Source organism: Cupriavidus sp. PB-02, from assembly GCF_058252315.1.
Genome location: NZ_CM177694.1, coordinates 2,635,983 through 2,657,825, shown reverse-complemented (window position 1 = coordinate 2,657,825; position 21,843 = coordinate 2,635,983). Strand labels below are relative to the sequence as shown.

Annotated in this window: 19 protein-coding genes and 1 pseudogene; 10 read left to right on the top strand and 10 right to left on the bottom strand. The window is 64.8% G+C overall.

The genetic code is table 11. From position 1 onward, the window contains the following. Nucleotides 1–27: 27 nt before the first annotated feature. Both AC10V3_RS12455 and AC10V3_RS12450 read left to right on the top strand, forming a co-directional pair. A complete protein-coding gene (locus AC10V3_RS12455) occupies nt 28–1,113 on the top strand; it encodes an IS630 family transposase (RefSeq protein WP_490922279.1) in 1,086 nt (361 codons plus the stop codon). Between the two features lie 44 nt (nt 1,114–1,157). Next, nucleotides 1,158–1,487 carry a hypothetical protein gene (locus AC10V3_RS12450; protein ID WP_490922277.1) on the top strand — a complete coding sequence of 110 codons (330 nt, stop codon included), beginning with the start codon at nt 1,158–1,160 and terminating at the stop codon, nt 1,485–1,487. Nucleotides 1,488–1,548: 61 nt separating this feature from the next. On the opposite strand, the pseudogene AC10V3_RS12445 reads toward AC10V3_RS12450, so the two are convergent. From AC10V3_RS12445 to AC10V3_RS12435, 3 genes and pseudogenes are all read right to left on the bottom strand, one after another. Beyond that, nucleotides 1,549–1,873, bottom strand: a pseudogene (locus tag AC10V3_RS12445) (isocitrate/isopropylmalate family dehydrogenase); the annotation flags it as partial. A gap of 60 nt (nt 1,874–1,933) precedes the next feature. Then, the gene (locus AC10V3_RS12440) at nt 1,934–2,095 is read right to left on the bottom strand and encodes a hypothetical protein (RefSeq protein ID WP_374063604.1); all 162 of its coding nucleotides are present in this window, start codon (nt 2,093–2,095) and stop codon (nt 1,934–1,936) included. 28 nt (nt 2,096–2,123) lie between these two features. Further along, on the bottom strand, nt 2,124–2,963 hold the full coding sequence (locus tag AC10V3_RS12435) for a TonB-dependent siderophore receptor (protein ID WP_022535571.1): 840 nt from the start codon (nt 2,961–2,963) through the stop codon (nt 2,124–2,126). A 245-nt stretch (nt 2,964–3,208) separates the two neighbouring features. Here AC10V3_RS12435 and AC10V3_RS12430 point away from each other — a divergent pair, with 245 nt between their 5' ends. Together AC10V3_RS12430 and AC10V3_RS12425 are read left to right on the top strand one after the other, a co-directional pair. Then, nucleotides 3,209–4,393, top strand: coding sequence for an amidohydrolase (locus tag AC10V3_RS12430; RefSeq protein ID WP_022535569.1), 1,185 nt, complete (start codon nt 3,209–3,211; stop codon nt 4,391–4,393). Nucleotides 4,394–4,421: 28 nt separating this feature from the next. Further along, on the top strand, nt 4,422–5,843 hold the full coding sequence (locus AC10V3_RS12425) for an aspartate ammonia-lyase (RefSeq protein ID WP_349609259.1): 1,422 nt from the start codon (nt 4,422–4,424) through the stop codon (nt 5,841–5,843). A gap of 143 nt (nt 5,844–5,986) precedes the next feature. Here AC10V3_RS12425 and AC10V3_RS12420 read toward each other — a convergent pair whose 3' ends face one another. The 3 genes from AC10V3_RS12420 to AC10V3_RS12410 are packed head-to-tail and all read right to left on the bottom strand — an operon-like array spanning nt 5,987 to nt 8,945. After that, the gene (locus tag AC10V3_RS12420) at nt 5,987–7,177 is read right to left on the bottom strand and encodes an NAD(P)/FAD-dependent oxidoreductase (protein WP_022535567.1); all 1,191 of its coding nucleotides are present in this window, start codon (nt 7,175–7,177) and stop codon (nt 5,987–5,989) included. Continuing rightward, nucleotides 7,174–8,574, bottom strand: a complete 1,401-nt coding sequence (locus AC10V3_RS12415) for an FAD/NAD(P)-dependent oxidoreductase (RefSeq protein WP_022535566.1) — start codon at nt 8,572–8,574, stop codon at nt 7,174–7,176. Before AC10V3_RS12415 ends, AC10V3_RS12420 begins: the two co-directional genes overlap by 4 nt. Then, complete coding sequence (locus AC10V3_RS12410; RefSeq protein WP_041681503.1) at nt 8,571–8,945, bottom strand: (2Fe-2S)-binding protein; 375 nt, start codon at nt 8,943–8,945, stop codon at nt 8,571–8,573. Before AC10V3_RS12410 ends, AC10V3_RS12415 begins: the two co-directional genes overlap by 4 nt. 447 nt (nt 8,946–9,392) lie before the next feature. Here AC10V3_RS12410 and AC10V3_RS12405 point away from each other — a divergent pair, with 447 nt between their 5' ends. The 4 genes from AC10V3_RS12405 (at nt 9,393) to AC10V3_RS12390 (ending at nt 14,816) form a co-directional block, all read left to right on the top strand. Then, nucleotides 9,393–10,916 carry an aldehyde dehydrogenase family protein gene (locus AC10V3_RS12405; RefSeq protein ID WP_022535564.1) on the top strand — a complete coding sequence of 508 codons (1,524 nt, stop codon included), beginning with the start codon at nt 9,393–9,395 and terminating at the stop codon, nt 10,914–10,916. Nucleotides 10,917–11,138: 222 nt separating this feature from the next. After that, complete coding sequence (locus AC10V3_RS12400) at nt 11,139–11,804, top strand: haloacid dehalogenase type II (protein ID WP_022535563.1); 666 nt, start codon at nt 11,139–11,141, stop codon at nt 11,802–11,804. 28 nt (nt 11,805–11,832) lie between these two features. Then, complete coding sequence (locus tag AC10V3_RS12395) at nt 11,833–13,122, top strand: NAD(P)/FAD-dependent oxidoreductase (RefSeq protein ID WP_041681501.1); 1,290 nt, start codon at nt 11,833–11,835, stop codon at nt 13,120–13,122. 74 nt (nt 13,123–13,196) lie between these two features. Beyond that, the gene (locus AC10V3_RS12390; RefSeq protein WP_022535561.1) at nt 13,197–14,816 is read left to right on the top strand and encodes an ABC transporter substrate-binding protein; all 1,620 of its coding nucleotides are present in this window, start codon (nt 13,197–13,199) and stop codon (nt 14,814–14,816) included. Nucleotides 14,817–15,084: 268 nt separating this feature from the next. On the opposite strand, the gene AC10V3_RS12385 is transcribed toward AC10V3_RS12390, so the two are convergent. The 4 genes from AC10V3_RS12385 to AC10V3_RS12370 all read right to left on the bottom strand — a co-directional run bounded on the left by AC10V3_RS12385 (nt 15,085) and on the right by AC10V3_RS12370 (nt 18,874). Next, the gene (locus AC10V3_RS12385; protein ID WP_022535560.1) at nt 15,085–16,773 is read right to left on the bottom strand and encodes an ABC transporter ATP-binding protein; all 1,689 of its coding nucleotides are present in this window, start codon (nt 16,771–16,773) and stop codon (nt 15,085–15,087) included. Then, a complete protein-coding gene (locus AC10V3_RS12380) occupies nt 16,774–17,658 on the bottom strand; it encodes an ABC transporter permease (RefSeq protein ID WP_041681494.1) in 885 nt (294 codons plus the stop codon). A gap of 31 nt (nt 17,659–17,689) precedes the next feature. Next, nucleotides 17,690–18,646, bottom strand: a complete 957-nt coding sequence (locus tag AC10V3_RS12375) for an ABC transporter permease (RefSeq protein ID WP_022535559.1) — start codon at nt 18,644–18,646, stop codon at nt 17,690–17,692. A 66-nt stretch (nt 18,647–18,712) separates the two neighbouring features. Then, the gene (locus tag AC10V3_RS12370) at nt 18,713–18,874 is read right to left on the bottom strand and encodes a hypothetical protein (protein ID WP_022535558.1); all 162 of its coding nucleotides are present in this window, start codon (nt 18,872–18,874) and stop codon (nt 18,713–18,715) included. A 462-nt stretch (nt 18,875–19,336) separates the two neighbouring features. Between AC10V3_RS12370 and AC10V3_RS12365 the strand changes: the two genes are divergently transcribed. Both AC10V3_RS12365 and AC10V3_RS12360 read left to right on the top strand, forming a co-directional pair. Then, the gene (locus AC10V3_RS12365; protein WP_022535556.1) at nt 19,337–19,993 is read left to right on the top strand and encodes a response regulator; all 657 of its coding nucleotides are present in this window, start codon (nt 19,337–19,339) and stop codon (nt 19,991–19,993) included. A gap of 321 nt (nt 19,994–20,314) precedes the next feature. Then, nucleotides 20,315–21,430: a porin gene (locus AC10V3_RS12360; RefSeq protein WP_022535555.1), complete on the top strand. Its 1,116-nt coding sequence runs from the start codon at nt 20,315–20,317 to the stop codon at nt 21,428–21,430. Nucleotides 21,431–21,843: the final 413 nt, after the last annotated feature.

Sequence of the window (21,843 nt, the reverse complement as noted above, 5' to 3'; positions counted from 1 at the left end):
TACTGCGACACAGCGTGGAGAGAGCGAGTGCGAGTTGCCCCCGAGATCATGTTGACCGACGAGGAGCGAACCAAGTTGACGAGGCTGGTTCGGTCGAAACTCACGAGCGTGAGGCTGGCGCAGCGCGCGCGTATCGTGCTGCTGGCCGCCAACGGAATGCAGAACAAGGACATCGCCGAGCAGTTGGGAGTCGGACGCGTGCAGGTCTCGCGTTGGCGTGAGCGATATGCGCAATCGGGGCTGGCCGGTATCGAACGCGACTTGCCGCGCGGTGCGCCGCCGGTGAAGGTGGACACGGCGCGGTTGGTGGAGCTGACCACTCAAGCCAAGCCCGTGGCGGCCACACACTGGAGCACGCGCAAGATGGCCGCCGAGTTGGGCGTGAGCGCCAGCACGGTCATGCGCCATTGGCACGCCCATGGGTTGAAGCCGCACCTCGTGCGCGGCTTCAAGGTCTCGCGCGATCCGAAGTTCGTCGACAAGCTTGAGGACATCGTGGGCCTGTACATGTCGCCACCCGAGCACGCGCTGGTGCTGTGCTGCGACGAGAAGAGCCAGGTGCAGGCGTTGGATCGCACACAGCCCGGGCTGCCGCTGAAGAAGGGGCGCGCGGCCACCATGACCCACGATTACAAGCGCAATGGCACGACCACGCTGTTTGCCGCGCTCAACGTGCTCGATGGCCAGGTCATTGCCCAGTGCCAGCAGCGCCACCGCCATACCGAGTGGTTGAAGTTCCTGCGCAAGATTGACCGCGAGACGCCCAAGGACAAAACGCTGCATCTGATCGCCGACAACTACGCCACGCACAAGCATCCTGCGGTGCAAGACTGGCTGGCCAAGCATCCGCGATTCAACATGCACTTCACGCCCACCTCGGCGTCATGGCTGAACATGGTCGAGCGGTTCTTTCGCGACATCACGACCGAGCGACTTCGCCGCGGCGTATTCACCAGCGTGCCGGAACTGGTCGACGCCATCAACGAATACATCGCTCACCACAACACCAACCCCAAGCCGTTCATCTGGACCAAGAGCGCTCGCGACATCTTGCAGAAAGTCATTCGCGCCAACCGCCGCTTAAGTTCCAAACAGAATGGAACACTGCACTAGCCGATGCTTATGGAAGGGCCGGACAAGGCGAGGCGGCACTTCGCGTGCTGAGCGAGGCGCTGACACTGGTAAGCTGCACCGGCGAGCGGTTCGATGAACCGACACTGATTCGGCTTAAAGGAGAGCTGCTGCTGATGACGGCGGAGGACAAGGAAGCGGAAGCGTGTTTTCGGAAAGCGATTGCCCTCGCCCGGGACGAAGGGGCCAGGTCGATCGAGTTCCGGTGCGCGCTGAGCCTGGCCCGGCTTTGGCACAGCCAGGGCAGGAACCGTGCAGCGCGGCAGATGCTTGCCGAGATACAAGGCCTCTTCAGGGAGGGGCTTGATTCCGTGGATTGGCGTCAGGCAAAAGAGCTGCAAGAGATTTTGTCCTGATGCCGAAGGACTCGGAAGCGTGGCCGCCGGGGCCACTGAAACGCAACGGTTACCCTTGGCTTCACAGCCCGGCGTTTTCCACTTCGGCAGCGATGGCCATGCCCAGTTCCGTTGTCGACGCGTTGCCGCCGAGGTCGGCGCTGCGCGGGCCGTGAACCAGCACATGCTGAATGGCGGCAAGAATGGCATCGTGCGCCTTCCGCCCTGCATCGCCATCCGTGTCGAGGAAATCGAGCATCATGGCGCCTGACCAGATCATCCCGATGGGGTTCGCCAGATTCTTCCCATAGATGTCGGGCGCAGAGCCATGCACCGGCTCAAACAGCGACGGGAACCTGCGCTCCGGATTCCAGATTGGCTGAAGGCGCCAGTCCGAGCGTTCCGGTGCATTGGCATGCTTGCATGCTGGCACCGGGCCATCCTTTGCCGATGGCATCGGTCCGAAATCAGAACTGATATCGCAGTCCGGCGACAAATTGCCGGCCGAGTCCCGGAATGACCGCAAGGTTGCCCCACGACGCAGGATAGTAGTTCTTGTTGAACGCGTTATGGACGTCCATGAAGACGCGCGTGCGGCGATCGATCTGCCAGTAAGTAATCAGCTTCACGGTGGCGTAGGCGGGTAGCGAGTACGTATCAGTGGCGTTGCCCGAGCGCGATCCCACATAGACGATACCCGTGCCGACGCCATAGCGTCCGCCGGACCAAGGCATGGCATCTTCCCGAATCGCCAGCAGACTGGCGCTGACCTTTGAGGATGTTGGTCAGGCGGGTGCCGGGCGCAATGAAGTTGTCCTCGGTGACTTTGGCGTTGGCCAGGGCGAAGCTGGTGCTGATGCGCCAATGCTGATCGAGCTGCGCGAATGCGTCCACCTCCAGCCCGCGGCTCGTGGCTTCGCCGGCGGCGACGTTGAAGTTGGGGTTGGTGGGGCTGCGCGTCAGGACGTTGTTCTTGCGGATATCGAATGCCGCAAGTGTCGCTCCCAGTCGCGCGTCGCTGGACTGCCACTTCAGGCCCGCCTCGACGGCGCGTGCATGCTGAGGATCGAACGCATTGCCAGCTTCGTCCACGCTGCTGTTGGGGCGGAAAGACTTGCCAAGGGACAGGTACGCCGAGAGCTGGGCGGTCGGCAACCACGTCAGCCCGATTCTTGGCGAAACGGCTGTCTGGCTTTGGTTGGTCGACCTCCCGGTGAGGAGGTTATCGACCGACTGGTGGTAGTTGTCGAACCGGACGCCTGCCAGCAGCTTCCATCGCTCTCCAAGCGAAACCTCATCCTGAAGATAGGCGCCGACATTACGCTGGTTTTCACGCGTCGGTATGTTTGGCGATACCGGCGGTTTCGCTTGCCCGTACACCGGCTCGTAGATATCAATCGCGTACGGATTCGTCGCCAGGTTCGAATAGGCGATATCCATACCCATGAACAGGCGCGACGCTTCGACGCCAACAAGCGATCCATTTGAGGCGCCCAACAATCTGCTCGTACGGTGCGGCAAAACGCAATTCACTGCGGTGCGGTGCGCTGCGATCGGTACCATCGTCGGTGCGACTGCTCTTAAGCTTGGGTTACGCAGCATGACTGCGCCGCTGTGCTGTGTCTTCTTGGCATCCAACCTTTCAGGAGCGTTCTCATGGCCCTTCGGGATTTCAAAGTCCCTACTACGGACTATCACTTTCACACGCTGGCGCAACTCGCTGATGCTGCGGAGGCCGGCCTGTGACCTGGAGCATGATCGCCGAACCGGTGGCCGATCTGCTGCCGGACCTGGTCGCGCTGCGCCGCGACCTCCATGCCAATCCTGAACTGGCCTACGAGGAACATCGCACGGCAGGCATCGTGGCGCAGTCGTTGCGCCTGCTTGGTCTTACGGTGCAAGAGGGCATTGGCGGCACCGGTGTGGTGGGCACGCTGCGCGGCGGCCAGGGCAAGCGGACCGTGGGCCTGCGCGCAGATATGGACGCGCTACCTATGATGGAACTTGGCCGTGCGGCCCATGCCAGCCGCGCGCCCGGCAAGCACCACGGCTGCGGGCACGACGGCCACACCAGCATGCTCGTCGGCGCCGCGCGCCAGCTCGCGCGCACCGGCGTCGACGGTACGGTGCACTTCATCTTCCAGCCGGCCGAGGAAGGGCAGGGTGGCGCGGGCCGGATGATCGAAGACGGCCTGTTCGAGCGCTTTCGCTGCGACAGCGTCTATGCGCTGCATAACTGGCCCGACCTGCCGCTGGGCCACGCGCAGACGCGCCCAGGCGCCATCATGGCGGCTGCCGACCGGTTCGACATCGTGCTGCGCGGGCGCGGCGGACATGCCGCGCAACCGCACCACACCCCCGACGCCATTCTTGCCGCCAGCCAACTGGTGTCGCAATTGCACACCATCGTGGCGCGCTGCATCGACCCCGCTGAATCGGCCGTGCTGTCGGTCACGCGTATCGAGGGCGGGCACAGCCACAACGTGCTGCCGGCCGAAGTGCAGATTACCGGCACGGTGCGCAGCTTCGATGCCGCGTCGCAGGACCGCATCGAGAGCGCGCTGCGTGCCATGGCCGAGGGCGTGGCGCGGGGGAGCGGCACGCAGGTTGAAGTCAACTACGTCCGCTACTATCCGGCCACCGTGAATACGCCGCCCGAGGCGGCGCTGGCCCTGGACGCGGCACGCGCCATCGGTTTGCAGGCACAGATCGCTCCGCGTGCCGCCTTCACCTCGGAGGACTTCGCCTTCATGCTGCAGCGCAAGCCCGGCGCTTATCTCTGGCTGGGCCAGGGCCGTGCCGAACCGGGGCCCGACGGCGAGCGTCCACTGCACCACCCTTGCTACGACTTCAACGACGATGCGCTGCCGTTGGGCGTGCGCTGGTTCTGCGAAGTCGCCCGGCGGGCGCTGGTGGCCGCGCCGTAATTCAACAGATCAGCACTCCAGCCATACTATGACCGCACTTCAATCCACTCGCCAGGAAAAGGACTTCCTGGGCGTCAGAAATCTCGATAACACTTTGTACTACGGCGTTCAAACGCTGCGAGCAAAGGAGAATTTTCATCTCTCCGGCCGCCGCATTGGCGAGTACGCAGAATTTGTCAAGGCACTGGCCCTTGTCAAGCATGCGGCCGCCAATGCCAATTACCGGATCGGCCTGCTGGATGCGGCCAAGCATGCGGCCATTGCAAAGGCGTGCGCGGAAGTCATCGACGGTGCCTTACATGACGAGTTTGTCGTTGACATGATTCAGGGCGGCGCTGGCACCTCCTCGAACATGAATGTCAATGAAGTGCTCGCCAACCGTGCACTGGAACACCTGGGACAAGAAAAAGGCGATTACAGGCACCTCCATCCCAACAACGACATCAATATGTCGCAATCGACGAATGATGCGTATCCGAGCGCCATCCGCGTGGGGCTGCTGCTTGCCCATCTCCCGCTATTGGAGAGCCTCAGCCACCTCGCCACGACCCTGGCGAGCAAGGCGGAGCAGTTCGACACCATCCTGAAGATGGGCCGCACCCAGCTCCAGGATGCGGTTCCCATGACGCTTGGACAGGAGTTCCGGGCCATGGCTGACACCGTATCCGCGGACCTCGAGCAGCTTCACACGCTCATCCCCGCTGCGCTGTGCGCCGTTAATCTCGGTGGTACGGCGATCGGCACTGGCATCAACGCAGACCCGCGCTATCAGGCGATCGCCATCGAGGAACTGGCGGCGCTCTCCGGCTTCCCGATTCGTTCCGCAGCCAACCTCATTGCGGCAACATCGGACATGGGCGACTTCGTACTGCTTTCAGGCCTGATCAAGAAGACCGCCCTGCGGCTCTCGAAAATCAGCAATGACTTGCGCTTGCTGTCGAGCGGTCCCCGGGCTGGCCTTGGGGAACTCAACCTTCCTCCGCGCCAGCCTGGTAGCTCGATCATGCCCGGAAAAGTCAATCCGGTTATTCCAGAAGCGGTGAACCAGGTGGCCTATGAAATCGCAGGCAACGATGCGGCGCTGACCCTGGCCGCCGAGGCCGGTCAGTTGCAACTTAATGCCATGGAACCCCTCATTGCATATAAGCTTTTTGACTCCATCCGGCTACTCGATCGGGCGGTGCGTATGCTGGACCGCGAGTGCATCGCGGGCATTACCGCGAACCCGGATCGGTGTTCCGCGCTGGTTCAGCGGTCGATTGGTATTGTGACAGCGCTCAATCCGTACATCGGATATGAGAATGCTACGCGGATCGCAAGGCTAGCACAGGAGACTGGTCGCACCGTCGTGGAGCTAGTGCAATCCGAGCGGCTCATCAGTAGTGAGCTTCTGGCCGAAATCTTGCGCCCGGAGAACATGGTGGCGCCTCGTGCGGTAGCAAGGGCCTGATAGCTGCGAGTGTTTTTTTCCCCCTCTCGCGAAGTGGGAGAGGGGTGAGGGCTGGAGCGTCAACGAAGTAACGCGCTTCGGTGTTGTTGCCAACGCCTGCCCTCAACCCCCGGTCCCTCTCCCGCAAGCGGGCGAGGGAAGCATCAGTTTGTTTCCTGCAGCACCTGCGCGCGGGCAAAGCGCCCGATGGCATAGGGCTCCAGCGGAATCGAGGTACGGCCCGTGGCGATCAGCTCGGCCATGGTTTCGCCCACGCCGGGGCTGATCGCAAAGCCCTCGCCATTGAAGCCGAAGGCGTAGTACAGGCCGGGCACCGTGGCGCTGGGGCCGATCACGGGCTGCCAGTCGGCGGTATAGCCTTCGATGCCGCTCCACACCCGAATCAGCTGCACATGCTCGAAGGCCGGCACGAAGTGGCGCAGTTCGCGCAGCTGGCGCAGCACGTTGTCGGGCTTCACGTAGGCGCGAATGCGGTCGATGTAGGCCGGCCCCTTGAGGCCGCCGCCGAAGACGATGTTGCCGCGTGCGATCTGGCGGAAGTACAGGCTCTCATGCTCGATCGGCGTCGAAACGCCGATGGAAGGGCCGATGGCATAGGGCAGCGGCTCGGTCACGCCCATCTGCGGGCCGCGCGCGTCCATCGGCACGGCCTCGCCGAACTGCTCGGCCAGGTGGTTGGACCAGGCGCCGCAGGCCACCAGCATCTGCGGAGCACGAAAGCGCCGGCCATCGGCGGTGTAGGCAACAAAGCCATTGGCGTCGTGCTCGACCTGCATCACCTCGGCGTGCTCGACGATCTGTGCGCCGGCGCGACGCGCGGCGCGTGCGAAGGCCGGGCCGGCCAGGCGCGGGTTGGCATGGCCGTCCTGCGGTGAATACGAACCCGCCACCACGCCGGGCGCAAAGATGCCCCAGCGCCGGCGCAACTGCTCGGCGCTGAAGAGCTCCAGCTCCAGTCCGAGCGGCTTCACGTCGCGCGCGTGCTGCTCGAGCACCGCGGCCTGCTGTTCGGTGTAGCACACGCGCAGGTGGCCGTATGGGACGAACTCGAGGTCTTCACCCAGCAGTTCCTTCACGCGCCCCCAGACGGCACGCGCGCGATTGGCCAGCGGCATCTGGTGCAGCGCGCGTCCCTGGCGGCGCACATTGCCGAAGTTGGTGCCGCTGGCCTGGCGCCCGACCAGCTCGCGTTCCAGCAGCACCACCGAGAGGCCCTGCTGGCGCAGGAAGAAGGCGGTGGTGGTGCCCATCAGGCCGCCACCGAGCACCAGCACATCGGCGTCGTGCGTCCTGGTTGCCGTGCTCGCTGTCGTGCTAGTTTTGGTGCCACTCATGGCTGCACCTCACGTGTATTCATCATCAGTGGCTTGACCGGTGCCTGCGAGCGCAGGCGACCGACTTGTTCGACCGGGATGGCGCAGGCCTGCGCCACGATCTCGGCCGCGGCATGGCCGCAGAAGCGGCCCTGGCAGCGGCCCATGCCAACGCGGCTGAAGGCCTTGGCCCGGTTGACCTCCTGGCTGTCCAGTTCGGTCACGCAGCGGCGCAGCTCGCCCACCGTCACGGCTTCGCAGCGGCATACCACCGCGGCATCGGGCAGGGCGGCGGCCTGCGCGTGCGGCCACGGGAAGGCGCGCGCCAGCCCCTGGCGGAAGCGGTCCATCTGGTCGAGGGTGCGGCGCAGCGCAGCCGATTCCGCGGCATATTGTGCGCGGCCCCGCTCATGCCCGAGGTCGGCCAGAGCCGCCAGCGCCGCGAGCCGACCCGCGGCCTCGGCCCCATCGGCACCGAGGATGCGGGCGCCGTCGCCGGCCAGGTACACGCCGCGCGTGCTGCTGCGGCCGTCCGTGTCGATGCGCGGCAGCCACTGGCGGCTCACGGGTTCGAAGGCGAACTCGCAGCGCGCGAGGTCGGCCAGTTGCGTCTCGGCGCGCAGGTGCCAGCCCAGGCCCACGGCGTCACATTCGAAGCGCTGCTCGCGCCCGCGCGCATCGCGCACGGTCACGGCCTGCACGCCAAGGCGGTCATCGCCGTCGATCGCCAGCGGGGTCACGCCCTGCAGCACCGGTATGCCGGCATGCTTGAGGCCGCGGATCAGTCCGAGCCCGCGCAGCGCCAGCCGGGGGCGCGCCAGCAGGCCGGCAATGGCGCCCCAGGATTTATTAGCGGGGGCGGTGTCGAGTACCGCCGCCACGCGCGCGCCGGCCTGCACGTACTGCGAGGCCACCAGGTAGAGCAGCGGCCCGCTGCCGAGGAAGACGACTTGCGTACCGATGGCGCAGGCCTGTGCCTTCAGCGCGATCTGCGAGGCGCCCAGGCTGTAGCAGCCGGCGCGGTGCCAGCCAGGCACCGGCATGAGCCGGTCGGTGGCACCGGAGCACACCAGCAGTGCGTCGAAGGGCAGCGTCTGCGGCTCGTCCTCGCGCACGACGTGCAGCTCGCCCTCGGTCAGGTTCCACGCCAGCGTGTTAGGGCGGTAGTCGATCTGCGCGCGCAGTGCGTCGAAGTCGCGGTGCAGCGCCTGGGCCTTGTCGGCCTCGCTGCCATAGAGCTTGGCGTAGGAGCGTTTGAAGCCTTCGGGCTGGCGGCGGTAGATCTGGCCGCCGTCGCGCCGGCCTTCGTCGATCACGGTAGGGCGCAGTCCGGCCTGTACCAGTGCCTGGGCCGCGCGTACGCCGGCGGGGCCGGTGCCGACCACGACGATGCGGGGCAATGCTGACGGCGCGCTCATGCGGTGGCTCCCGGCGCGTGGCGCGCGAGCGATTCCTGCAGGTCTGGCGTCGCGGGCCAGTGGTGCGCGGGCGGTCGGGTCAGCACCTCCATGCCGGCCTCGGCAGGCGTGGAACAGGCACGCAGGCGCTCGCCCGCGGGCGTCCATACCCAGCAGTCCTGGCAGGCGCCCATCAGGCAGAAGCCCGCGCGCGGGCCGTCGCCGAATTCGCTGTCGCGCACGCGCCGGCCATGCAGCAGCAGTGCAACCAGAAGGGTGTCGCCCGCCAGTGCGGTGGCACTGTGGCCATCGATGCGCAGGGTGATGGCGGGACGGTCGGATTCTGCCAGCCGCATGAATCGCGCAGGCAGTGGGGGAGCGTTGTCGGGCATGGGCGGCGGCTCGGCGTTGGTTTGGAACAAGGGTCTGACCGGACTGACAGAACGCGCTTTGCGGACTTCACAACAGGCAGGTCTTTGCCTCAAGCTTAGGACGGGTGGCACATGGCGTGGTGCTGCATTCAGGGGACTGAATGAAGCACGCTGCTGTTATGCGGGCCGTGGCAGCAGAATGTTTGGCAGAAGGCTTCCGGCAGCCTGGCGCGGCAGGTCAAAGCTGTCCAGCCATTGGGCCGGCCCGCTGCCGCAGGCATGGCGATGTCGTTGTGGTGATCGATCGGACTTATCCTGGACCATATCGTTCGCGCGGAGCCAGGACGCCCTCGGGTTTATCCGGAGGATGCAAGAATCGTCCGCGTGGGGTGGCAGTTTCGCAATTCGATGCGGTAGCGCGGTCCGTAACGGAGACAAATGCTGAGGCTTCTTGTCTAGCATGGAGGCATGAATCCACTATCGGTGCCGACCCCCGGCGCCCCGCTTTCCGTGCAACTATTCGACCCCCAGACTGTCTCCGTTCCCTCGGGCCATTTCATCGGCGGACGGCTCGTGCCTGATGCCGGCCGCATCCCCGTGCGGCGCCCCTCCGATAACGAGGTGCATGCCGAGCTGCCGCTGGCTGACGCCGCCGCCGTGGATGCAGCGGTGCAGGACGCGTGGAAGGCCTGGCGCACCAGCGACTGGGCGCGCCGTGCCCCGCGTGAGCGGGCGCGCGTGCTGCGCCGCTGGGCCGACCTGATCGAAGCGGATGTGCAGGGTCTCGCGCCGCTCGAAGCCGTGTGCTCCACGCGGCCGGTGCGGGCTGCCTCGGCCTGGGATGTGCCTTTCACCGCCGAAGGCCTGCGATTCTTCGCCGAATATGCCGACAAGCTCGGTGGCGACGTGGCGGCCACGCAGCACGATCACCTGGGCATGGTGGTGGCCGAGCCGTACGGCGTGGTGGGTGCGATCACCCCGTGGAATTTCCCTCTGGTGATGGTGTCGTGGAAGGTGGGTGCGGCGCTTGCCGCCGGCAACGCGGTGGTGCTCAAGCCTTCCGAGCTGACGCCGTTCTCCGCCGTGCGCCTGGCCCAACTGGCGATCGAGGCGGGCGTGCCGCCGGGCTTGTTCAACGTGGTGCAGGGCGACGGGCGGACCACGGGCGATGCGCTCACGCGCCACCCGCTGATCTCGAAAATGACCTTTACGGGATCGACGCAAACGGGCGCCGCGATCATGGCCAGTTGCGCGTTACACGGCCCCAAGCCAGTCACGCTGGAGCTGGGCGGCAAGAGCCCGCAATTGGTATTCGATGATGCGCCGGACCTCGATCGGCTGGCTGGCATTATTGCCGGCGCCATCACCGGCAATGCCGGCCAGGTATGCGTCGCGGGCTCGCGCCTGATTGTGCAGCGCGGCATCGCCGAGGCGCTGATCGAGCGCATCGCGGCGCGCTTTGCCGCGCTGCGGCCCGGTGCGACCTGGGATGACGCGGCGACGCTGCCGCCCATCATCTCCGCAGCGCAAGCGGCGCGCATCCTCGACATCGTCGAGCGCGCGTGCGGCCCGGGCGCGCAGGTGCGCAGCGGCGGCGGGCTGTTCGACGGCGGGCCGGGCGGCGCATACTTCCAGCCCACGCTGATCGAGGGCGTGCGCGCGGACAATCCTGCCGTGCAGGAGGAAATCTTCGGTCCGGTGCTCACGGTGCAAACCTTCGACGACGAAGAAGAGGGCCTGGCGCTCGCCTCGCACGAGCGTTACGGCCTGGCCGCCGGCGTACACACGGCCGATATCGGAAGAGCGCTGCGCGCCATGCGCGGCATCGCCGCCGGCACGGTGTGGATCAACCGCTACGGGCGCAGTTCGGATTTCGTGATTCCCACCGGGGGCTACCACCAGTCGGGCATCGGCAAGGATCTGGGGCGCCAGGCCGTAGAGGCGAATTTGCGCTTCAAAAGCGTGCTGATCGATTTTGCTGCGGCGCGTTAGCGGTGCGTCATCACTCGCCTGCGCTCGCCCGCGGTGCCGACCGCATGACATGCCGCGGGACCCATGACAAACCGCAGTTTCGCCGCGTGCCACGCTCTCATTTCCGTACAAACACTGTTCGGCCGCGTGCTTTAATTCCTTCGCAATAATTCTGTCGCCTGCGCCGGACAAGGCGCGGCTCCACCCCGGTCGACGACCGGTAAACCCTGAGGATCAGAGACCATGACCTTCCGTCCCAAGTATGTGACCTTCGACTGCTACGGCACGCTTACGCGTTTCCGCATGAGCGAAATGACGCGCGAACTGTTCGCCGATCGCATCCCTGCCGAGCAGATGGAGCAGTTCATCGCCGATTTCAGCGCCTACCGTTTCGACGAGGTGCTGGGCGACTGGCAGCCCTACGAAGTGGTGCTGAAGAACGCCGTGCGCCGCCTGTGCAAGAAGTGGAAGATCCAGTACTTCGACACCGATGGCCAGCAGTACTATGACGCCGTGCCGACGTGGGGCCCGCATGAGGATGTGCCCGCCGGCTTGGCCAAGGTGGCCAAGGAGATTCCGCTGGTGATCCTGTCGAACGCCTCGGACTCCCAGATCCAGAAGAATGTGGCCATGCTCGGCGCGCCGTTCCACCGCGTCTACACCGCGCAGCAGGCCCAGGCCTACAAGCCGCGCCTGAAGGCCTTCGAGTACATGCTGGACTCCCTGGGCTGCAATCCCGAAGATGTGCTGCACGTGTCGTCGAGCCTGCGCTACGACCTGATGTCGGCCGACGACATCGGCATCGTCAACAAGGTATTCGTGAACCGCGGCCACGGCCCGGGCAACGCGGCGTACCGCTACACCGAGATCCAGGACATCGGTGGCCTGCCCGGCGTCGTCGGCCTTTGAATTTAGCTTCCACAGCTCCGTCCCCACCATGAAGCTTGATTCCTACTGGAACGATTCAGTGCCAACACTGGCACTGGACGCGCACAATCTGCCGCCGCAGGTCGACGTGGCCATCATCGGCGGCGGCTTCACGGGGCTCTCGGCGGCGCTGGCGCTGGCGCGGCGTGGCGTCAGCGTGGTGGTGCTGGAGGCCGGCGCCACCGTGGCGCCCGAGGCCTCGGGGCGCAATGGCGGCCATGTGAACAACGGGCTCGCGGTGGATTACGCGGAACTGGCCGCCCGGGTGGGCGTGGAACGCGCCCGCGGCTGGTACCACGCCTATGACGACGCAGTCGATACAGTGGAGCGCATCGTGCGCGACGAGGGCATCGCCTGCGACTTCCAGCGCAACGGCAAGCTCAAGCTCGCCACCAAGGCTCACCAAATGGACGCGCTGCGGCGCAGCGCCGAGCGCCTGATCGCCGACGGCGTGGATACCGATGTGGAAATTCTCAGCGCGGCGCGCGTACGTGCCGAGGTACAGAGCGAGCGCTTCCATGGCGGCCTGCTGTACAAGCGCAGCGGCCAGATGCATATGGGCCGTTTCGCGCAAGGCCTGGCCGTGGCCGCAGAGCGCCACGGCGCACAGATCCACACTGGCACCTGCGTAAGCCGCATTGAACGCGTGCAGGGGCAGGTGCACCGCCTGCACACCGCGCGCGGCACGGTGCTGGCCCGGCAGGTGCTGCTCGCCACCGGGGCTTCGCGCCACGGTGGCTACGGCAGCTTCGGGTGGCTGCGCCGGCGCATCGTGCCGATCGGCAGCTTCATCGTGACCACGGAGCCGCTGGGCGCCAAGCGTGCTAATGCACTGCTGGCCAAACGCCGCACCTATGTCACGGTGGCCAACATTCACCATTACTTCCGCCTCACGCCGGACCACCGGCTGGTGTTCGGCGGGAGGGCGCGCTTTGCCATTTCCAGCCCCCAGCAGGATGCCGCCAGCGGGGAGATCCTGCGCGCCGGCCTGGCCGAGATTTTCCCGCAACTCGGCCACGTCAGGCTCGACTATTGCTGGGGCGGACTGGTCGACATGACGCAGGACCGCCTGCCGCATGCCGGCGAGCGCGACGGCCTCTTCTACTCCATGGGCTACAGCGGCCACGGCACGCAGATGTCGGTGCACATGGGCGAGCGCATGGCTGCGGTGATGGCCGGCGACGCGGCTGCCAATCCATGGCGCGAGCGCGACTGGCCTGCCATTCCCGGGCATTTCGGCCCGCCCTGGTTCCTGCCGGCCGTGGGCTTGTACTACCAGCTCAAGGACCGGCTTGCCTAAGCCTTGCGCAGCTGTTGGGTTTTCGCCGCGGTCCCCCTGTTCCCCTCTTAGAATAATCAGGAGCACAACCAACCATGAACGATAGCGGTAACGAGTTCGAGAACATTGTCGGCCCCGGCGAAAGCCTTCGTGTGATGGATCTGCTCAAGCGCGGCGCCACGCGGCGTGACGTGCTGGCGATGCTGCTGGCAGGCGGCATGCAGGCCACGCTGGCTGGCAGCCTTGCCGGCGTAGCCGCCACGGCCCATGCAGAGACGCCGAAGCGCGGCGGCCGTATCCGCGTGGCCGTCGCCACCGCAGCCGCCTCAGATACGCTCGATCCGGCCAAGCAGTCGAACCAGAGCGACTACGTGCGCTGCAACATGGTCTACAACGGGCTGACCTCGCTCGACAGAAGCCTGACGCCGCGGGCTGCCCTGGCCGAGTCGTTCAACACCACCGATGCCAAGACCTGGATCTTCACGCTGCGCAAGGGCGTGACCTTCCACGACGGCAAGGCGTTGTCCCCGGCTGACGTGGTGTATTCGATCATGCGCCACAAGGATCCCGCCACCGTTTCCAAGGCCAAGGTGCTGGCCGAGCAGATCGAGAGCGTGAAAGCCACCGGCCCGAACGAGGTCACGGTGGTGCTCACCAGCCCCAATGCCGACCTGCCGGTGATCCTTGGGACCTTCCATTTCCACATCGTCAAGGACGGCACCACCGACTTCAGTGCCGGCATCGGTACCGGACCCTACAAGATCAAGGAATTCAGGCCCGGCGTGCGCACGCTCGTGGTGCGCAACGGCGCCTACTGGAAGCCCGGCAAGCCCTATCTCGACGAAATCGAGTTCGTCGGCATCGCCGATGACAGTGCGCGTGTCAACGCGCTGCTGTCGGGCGGCATGGACCTGGTGGCCATGGTCAACCCCCGCGCCGTGGCCCGCGTCAAAGGTACACCGGGCTTTGGCATCCTCGTCACGCAATCGGGGCAGTACACAGACCTGATCATGCGCAAGGACGCGGGTCCAGGCATGAACCCGGACTTCTTGATGGGCATGAAGTACCTGCAAGACCGCGAACAGATGAAAAAAGCTATCGCGCTCGACTATGCGATGGTCGGCAACGACCAGCCAATCGACCCCACCAACCGGTTCTTCTTCAAGGATTTGCCGCAGCGACCCTTCGATCCGGAGAAGGCGAAGTTTCATTTCCGCAAAGCCGGCGTGACGGGCAAGGTGCCGGTGGTGACCTCGCCGGCCGCGTTGTATTCGGTGGAGATTGCGACGGTGTTGCAGCAGACAGCGCAGCGCGTCGGCCTGGACCTCGACATCAAGCGCATGCCTGCCGACGGCTACTGGTCGAACCACTGGCTCAACAGCCCCGTGGGCTTCGGCAATGTCAACCCGCGCCCCAGCGCCGACACCATCCTCACGCAGTTCTACAAGTCCGATGCGCCCTGGAACGAATCGCGCTGGAAGAACCCCAAGTTCGACCAACTGCTGGTGGCCGCGCGGGGCGAAACCGATACCGCCAAACGCAAGCAGTTGTATGCCGACATGCAGACCATGATCCATGCGGAAGCGGGCATCGGCATCCCGCTGTTCCTGGCCAGCATCGACGCACATTCGTCGAAGCTCAAAGGCTTGTCGCCGATCCCGCTGGGTGGGCTGATGGGCTATTCGTTTGCTGAGAACGTCTGGCTGGATGCCTGAGCTTGAAGGGGCAGGGAGTGCGGTAGGCCTTGGCTCCACCGTGCTCTCGCAGATCCGGCGCGACGGCGCTAACGTCGTTTAGCTAACGACCGTCGTTCCCGCACATACCCCTCCGGGGCACGTGCGCGGGAACCCAGTGACTTTAAAAGAAGTCCTCACAAGCGGCCGGCGCAAGCCGGCCCGGATTACTGACAAGCCCTGGATGATGGTTTGCTCCCCTCTCCCGCTTGCGGGAGAGGGGAGTGTATGCGTCGGCTCGTGGCTTTGTTCAGATGCGCGGGCATGCAATGCGCGGCTGTTTGTAGTGGAATTCGGGGCCGGCGACCCCAACCGCGATCCCACTTTCGCCATGGAGATCGACTTCATCGATCCAGCCGCGGCGCAACTCGGGCACCGAGCGCGCCAGCAGCGCGTAGTAGGGGTGGTGCGGACCGCGGTCGTAGTCCTGGTGCGCGACCTGGGTCAGCTTGCGGCCATGCTGCATCACCACGATCTCGTCGCAGATCGAGCGCACGGTGTGCAGGTCGTGGCTGATGAAGAGATACGAGACACCCAGCTCCTTGCGCAGCTCGGCCATCAGGTCGAGGATGGCCGCGCCGACCACGGTGTCCAGCGCCGAGGTGATCTCGTCGCACAGGATCAGCTCAGGATCGGCCGCGAGTGCCCGGGCCAGGTTCACGCGCTGCTTCTGCCCTCCGGACAGGCCACCGGGCGTGCGCTGGGCCACGCCGATCGGCAGCCGCACCAGATCGAGCAACTGGCGAATCCGCGCCCGCTGGGCTTCGCCGCGCAAGCCGTGGAAGAACTGCAGCGGCCGCGCCAGGATCTCCTCGATGGTGCGCGCGGGATTGAGCGCGGTGTCGGCCATCTGGAACACGATCTGGATGCGCCGCAGCTCATCGCGGCTGCGTTCGGCCACTGTCGGCTTCAGCGGACGGCCGTTGAACGCGATGCTGCCACAGCACGGCGCCACCAGGCCGGCAATCGCGCGCGCCAGCGTGGTCTTGCCCGAACCCGACTCGCCGATGACGCCGATCGCCTGGCCCCGGTACAGCTTCAGGCCCACGCCCTCCAGGATCTTCGAGGCCGGCTGCCCGTGCGCATCGACGGCACCGTAGCCGGCGGAAAGATCGCGGACCTCGAGCAGCAGGGGGCTCTTGTCCGGGTCCACCGGCGCGCCGGGACGCTCGGTCGGCCGCGCCGCGGCCAGCAGGCAGCGCGTGTAGTCGTCGGCGGGCTGGTACAGGATCTGGTCGGTCTCGCCCAGCTCGCGCATCTTGCCTTCGCGCAGCACCAGGATGTGGTCCGCCACCTGGGCCACCACGGCCAGGTCGTGGCTGACATAGACCGCGGTGGTGCGGCGTTCCTGCACCGCGCGTCGGAACACGCGCAGCACTTCGACCTGCGTGGTGACGTCCAGTGCCGTGGTCGGCTCGTCCAGGATCACCAGGTCGGGATCGGTGATCAGGGCCATTGCGGCCATCAGGCGCTGTAGCTGGCCACCGGAAACCTGGTGGGGGTAGCGCTCGCCGATGGAATCAGGGTCGGGCAGCGCCAGTTCGCGGAACAGCGCGACCGCCTTCTTCTCGGCAGCCTTGCGATCCATGAGCCGGTGGATCAGCGCCGGTTCGACCACTTGGTCCATGATGGTGCGCGACGGGTTGAACGAGGCCGCCGCGCTCTGCGCGATATAGGTGATCTCGCGCCCGCGCAGCCGGCGCTGTTCGCCCGGCGACAGGTGCAGCACGTCGGTGGTGCCGACCCGGATGCTGCCGGAGATCTCGCAGCCGTGGCGCGCGAAGCCCATCAGCGCCAGCGCGGTCGTGGTCTTGCCCGAGCCGGACTCACCGATCAGTGCCAGCACCTTGCCGGGCTCGATCTCGAAGTCCACACCATCTACCAACGTCGCCTGGCCTGCGGTGATGCGCAGATTGCTGACCTTTACGGACGTGCCCATTTATTTGACTCCGTTACGTGCCGAGCGACCCGGCAGGTTGTCGATAACAAGGTTGACGGCGAGGGTCAGGCTGGCGATGGCCAGCGCCGGCGCCACCACGGCCATGCTGCCTTCGGACAGTGCCCCGATGTTCTCGCGCACCAGCGAACCCCAGTCGGCATCGGGCGGCTGGATGCCCAGGCCCAGGAAGCTGAGGCTCGCGAGCAGCAGCACGACGTAGACGAAGCGCAGCCCCAGGTCAGCCAGCATGGGGCCGAGGATGTTCGGCAGGATTTCCTGCCGCATGATGTAGGCAGTGCCTTCGCCGCGGGTGCGCGCGACGGTCACGTAGTCCATCGCATTGATGTTGACCGCCAGCGAGCGCGCGATGCGATAGGCGCCCGGGATGTAGATGATCGCCGCCGTGAGGGCGAGCATCCAGACTGACGAACCGAAGGCCGCGACCATGATCAGCGCGAACATCTTGCTCGGGATCGCCGTGAGCGTATCGAGGCCGCGGCTCAGGCCGGCATCGATCCAGCGGCCGCTGACGGTGGCCAGCAATGCCAGCGTGATGCCGATGCCGCTGGCGCACAGGGTCGAGACCAGGGCCACGCAGACGGTGTAGCGCGCGCCCAGGATCACGCGCGTCAGCATGTCGCGTCCCAGGTAGTCGGTGCCGAGCCAGTGCGCGGCGCTGATCGGGCCGAAGACCTGGATCTCGCCCGTGGGCGTGCCGTCATGGCTGATCAGGATCGGGCCAACAATGGCGGCGACCAGCCAGCCGATGAGGATCAGGCTGCCGATCCAGCCGGTGATGCCCAGTTTGGGCAGGCGCGGGCGGCGACCGCCTTGGTCGGGGGCACTCACGGCGGGGGTGGCGTGCGTGTTGGAGGTAGGGGACATGAGTTGCAGCTCCTGCATGGCGTTCAAGGCTTCAGCGGTGGCGCAGACGCGGATTGGCGACGATGCCGCACACATCGGCAAGCGTGACGAGGATCAGGTACGCACAACAGAAAATCATGGCGCACACCTGGACCACGGGCATGTCGCGCTGGGCGACGCTGTCCACCATCAGCTTGGCGATCCCCGGGTAGTTGAAGATGGTCTCGATGATGATGACGCCGCCAAGCAGGTAAGACAGGCTCAGCGCCACGGCATTGGCAATCGGGCCGATGGCGTTGGGCAGCGCGTGGAACAGCACCATGCGGGTCGAGGATGCGCCCTTGAGCCGCACCATCTCGATGTAGGGCGCGTTGAGCTGGTCGATCACCGCCGCGCGGGTCATGCGCAGCATCTGCGCGACGATCACGCAGCACAGGCTCAGCACCGGCATGGCCAGCGAACGCACGATCTTGTCCCAGGAATCGTCGGTGCCGATATAGGCGAGCGCCGGCAGCCAGCGCAGGTGGACCGCGAACAGCAATACGGCCAGCGTGGCGACCAGGAACTCCGGCACGGAAACCACTGCCACCGCGCCCAGGCTGACGCTGCGGTCAAACCAGGTCCCGCGGTAGACCGCCGCCAGGATGCCGAGGCCGAGCGCCACCGGCACCGAGATCAGCGCGGTCAGGCCGGCCAGCAGCAGCGATTGGGGTAGGCGGCTGCCGATGGCCTCCGAGACCGGCATGCGGGTGACCAGCGACTCGCCGGCATTGCCGGTCACCATACCGCCCAGCCATTGCGCGTAGCGCACCGGCGCGGGGACATCGAGGCCCATCTGGGAACGCAGCGCGGCCAGGGCTTCGGGTGTGGCGTCCTGGCCGAGTTGTTCCTGCGCGGCATCGCCGGGCAATACCGCGGTGATGGCGAAGACGATGGCCGAGACGGCCAGCAGCGAGATCAGCGCCAGACCGATGCGCCGCGCCAGCAGACGCAAGATGAAGGGGTTCACGGTGTCTCCTTTCTTAGTGGATAAATCAGGCCGCGAGTCGCACGTGATCGACTGACGAATCACCCATCAGACGCCCGGCGGGATCAGGCAAATGCCCTGGATCGGCTTCCGCTGCAGTGTGGAACGCCTCGCGCTGCAAGATCCCGAAATCCGGTGGTGCAGGGCGCTCATGATCCGGGTTGATTCGTCTTGGCCGATAAAGCTCTCGAACGGCTTCTTCTCTGACATGGCAACGACTCCTGGACCGGGGGCCAGGGTCTTTGTGGGATGCGACATTGAAGCATGTGCGCCCACGCGCTTGGTGGGGTATTCCGGGCCATGACAGTAATAGCTGCGGTTTCATGTGTCCCGTTTGGCATTGCATGCCGTGCGCACAGCGCGCGTACATGTGCACCGCAATATTCGTCGGGATTTACCCTAGGAGTGCGTCATCTTGGTGCGTGCCCGGATGCAGTAATTTTTTCCTATCAGATGCTGGCGTGTTCATCGCATCATGATTTCCCCTTTTTCGCCCGGCGCTGCTACGACTGCGATGACATACGCCACGACCCCGCACGAGGTAGACGATACGGCAGTCCTGGCCGACCTGGACAATCTGCGCCGCGGCGAGCGCGGTGAGCCGCTCAGCGGTCTTGCCGACCGTGCAAACGGATACTGAAAGATTGTGCGGCTCTATTCTGCTTCCGGGCAATGAGCACCAAAACTACCGCTGTGATTGCCGACGATCATCCCGTGGTGCTCGCCGGACTGGCGCCGTACATGGCCCGTCAAGGCATTGACGTCATAGCCATCGCGGATAGCGTCAATGGGCTTCTCTCGGAGCTCAGGAAGCATGCACTGCTACTGCCGGATATCGTGATCACCGGCTATGACTATGGTGGAGAGGTCGACGGGTTGCGCTTGATCGAACGGCTACACCGGATGTACCCGAAGGTGAAGATCGTGGTCTTCTCGGGGGAGCGTCCACACGGTCTGGTTCGTCAATTGCTGGCGAAAGGTGCCGACGCGTTTGTTGCAAAATCGATGGGTCTGCAGTTCGTGGCCGATGCATGCCAAACCGTCCTCTCAGGTGCCAAGTACATAGACCCGGCCACTGAGGGGTTGTTGATTGCTCCGACCCGCCATTGCGCAGACCAGCGCGACGATCGTCTTAGCCCACGCGAACGCGAGGTTCTTCGCCTTCTGGTGCAAGGCTATCCGCTGCAGGAGATTGCACGGAAATTCCAGCGCAGCGTCAAGACGATCAGCGTCCAGAAGTGCTCGGCCATGAGCAAGCTCGGGCTGCGAAATGAAATAGAACTGGCGTTGTATCTGGTGAAGCACAGGCATGCGGTGATCCCGTCCTGACTACAAGCGCTGCAGTGTGTAACCGTTGCTGATAAAAAGAAGGGCTGCCCAAGGGCAGCCCCGGACGGGCTCTACCGCAAAGCCATGGAAAGTGTCGATATATGCTGATGACATACACGCGACAGCAGAGCTCCCGCACATTCTAGGCTGATAATTCTGAAAAGAAAATAAGCACCGGCCTAAAAATAGCTTTAGATGTAATACCAACATTCTGGCTTGAATGCAGATTGTTAAGTCTTGAGGATTTAATGCAGAATCTGCTTCGCCCGAATTCGAACCGATGCGAATGGGCTACTTACCATTATTCGAGGAAATCATTTCATGAAATTCAAACTGTCAGCCATTGCGGCTGCCTTGCTGGTGGTCCCCAGCGCGTATGCGCAATCGAACGTCACGCTGTACGGTGTTGCTGATGTGGGTATTGAATACCTGAACAAGGCTGTTGCTTCGACGGGTACCGTACCCGCCGGTGCTCAAGGCAACAATCTGTGGGCCCTGCAATCGGGCAACCAGTCCGGGTCGCGCTGGGGATTGCGCGGCGTAGAAGACCTGGGCGGCGGCATGAAGGGCATTTTCCTGCTGGAAAGCGGCTTCAACCTCGATACCGGCGCCTCGGGGCAGGGTGGTCGACTCTTTGGCCGCGGCGCCTACGTCGGTCTGCAGAACCAGTGGGGCCAGCTGACCCTGGGCCGGCACACGACCCCATTCTATGACTTTGGCGTAACCTACGACCCGATGTCGATCGCGAGCCGCTATTCTATCGGTGCACAGGACCCCTTCATGGGCGGGGCTCGTGCCGACAACTCCGCCAAGTATATGGGGACGTTCGGCGGCCTGAGCGTGACTGCCCTGTATAGCTTCAACAATAACAACCAGGAGCGCGCCGGCAATTTCACCAACGGGCGTGAGTACTCGTTCGCCGTGAACTATGCCGCAGGCGGATTCGCCGTTGGTGCCATTTACGACCAGTCGAACCGGTCGGCGGCCACGGCTCTGTCGACCAATAGTCTGATCAGACGGGCCGCAGTCGCCGGGACATACACATTCGGTCCTGCCAAGCTCTACGGCGGTTACCGATATGCCCACGCGTTCAACGGTGCCACCCTGCCTGGCGTTGCGCTGACCAACACAGTGTCGAACCTCGGTTGGGTCGGCGTTGGCTACCAGGTATCGCCGGCGCTGTCGGTCAGCGGCTCTGCGTACTACCAGAACCTGCGTCAGTCGAACGCCGGCAACCCGTGGCAGTTCGTTGCGCTGGTTGACTATGCACTGTCGAAACGCACGGATCTTTACACCACGGTTTCGTACGCACTGAACCGCGGCAAGTCGAACCTGGGGGTGAACGGGTTCAATGACCAGCTGGGTGCGAGCAGCGAAGCCGTGCAGCCGGGTGCAAACCAGTTTGGCGCTGTCGTTGGCATCCGCCACAAGTTCTGAGCTTAAGTCCGTTAGTGCAGACCCGGGGCATCTCCGGGTTTTTGATACAAGTCCGCTCTGCTTCAGGGTTGCCAGGTTTGGAGCGCCGTCCGTCCCGGGACGGCTTCGCGTTGGCCGCCGGCCTCCGCATCCTGTCAGCCACAGGGGCGCAGCGTTCAGGCCTCCAACAGCGGGCGAGAAAACACCGGAAATTGCAAGTTCAAAGCGTATTCGGCAGCTTCTGCCAGAGCTGCGATGCGATACTTCATCCGGATCGCGAGCCTGCTCTCGCTCTTCATGCCGAGGACATACAAAGTACGTACCGCCGTAGCCGACAGCCATCACTGTCATGCGCTGCGCCGATCCCCTCGTCGCCATGATGCCATTTAGACATCGCTACTGGTGATACCAGCACGCTGGATCATCGGTTGGAA

Coding starts and splice junctions, on each gene's coding strand:
- AC10V3_RS12425 (WP_349609259.1), top strand. CDS start 4,422: ATGACCGCACTTCAATCCACTCGCCAGGAAAAGGACTTCCTGGGCGTC.
- AC10V3_RS12420 (WP_022535567.1), bottom strand. CDS start 7,177: ATGAGTGGCACCAAAACTAGCACGACAGCGAGCACGGCAACCAGGACG.
- AC10V3_RS12415 (WP_022535566.1), bottom strand. CDS start 8,574: ATGAGCGCGCCGTCAGCATTGCCCCGCATCGTCGTGGTCGGCACCGGC.
- AC10V3_RS12410 (WP_041681503.1), bottom strand. CDS start 8,945: ATGCCCGACAACGCTCCCCCACTGCCTGCGCGATTCATGCGGCTGGCA.
- AC10V3_RS12405 (WP_022535564.1), top strand. CDS start 9,393: ATGAATCCACTATCGGTGCCGACCCCCGGCGCCCCGCTTTCCGTGCAA.
- AC10V3_RS12400 (WP_022535563.1), top strand. CDS start 11,139: ATGACCTTCCGTCCCAAGTATGTGACCTTCGACTGCTACGGCACGCTT.
- AC10V3_RS12395 (WP_041681501.1), top strand. CDS start 11,833: ATGAAGCTTGATTCCTACTGGAACGATTCAGTGCCAACACTGGCACTG.
- AC10V3_RS12390 (WP_022535561.1), top strand. CDS start 13,197: ATGAACGATAGCGGTAACGAGTTCGAGAACATTGTCGGCCCCGGCGAA.
- AC10V3_RS12385 (WP_022535560.1), bottom strand. CDS start 16,773: ATGGGCACGTCCGTAAAGGTCAGCAATCTGCGCATCACCGCAGGCCAG.
- AC10V3_RS12380 (WP_041681494.1), bottom strand. CDS start 17,658: ATGTCCCCTACCTCCAACACGCACGCCACCCCCGCCGTGAGTGCCCCC.
- AC10V3_RS12370 (WP_022535558.1), bottom strand. CDS start 18,874: ATGTCAGAGAAGAAGCCGTTCGAGAGCTTTATCGGCCAAGACGAATCA.
- AC10V3_RS12365 (WP_022535556.1), top strand. CDS start 19,337: ATGAGCACCAAAACTACCGCTGTGATTGCCGACGATCATCCCGTGGTG.
- AC10V3_RS12360 (WP_022535555.1), top strand. CDS start 20,315: ATGAAATTCAAACTGTCAGCCATTGCGGCTGCCTTGCTGGTGGTCCCC.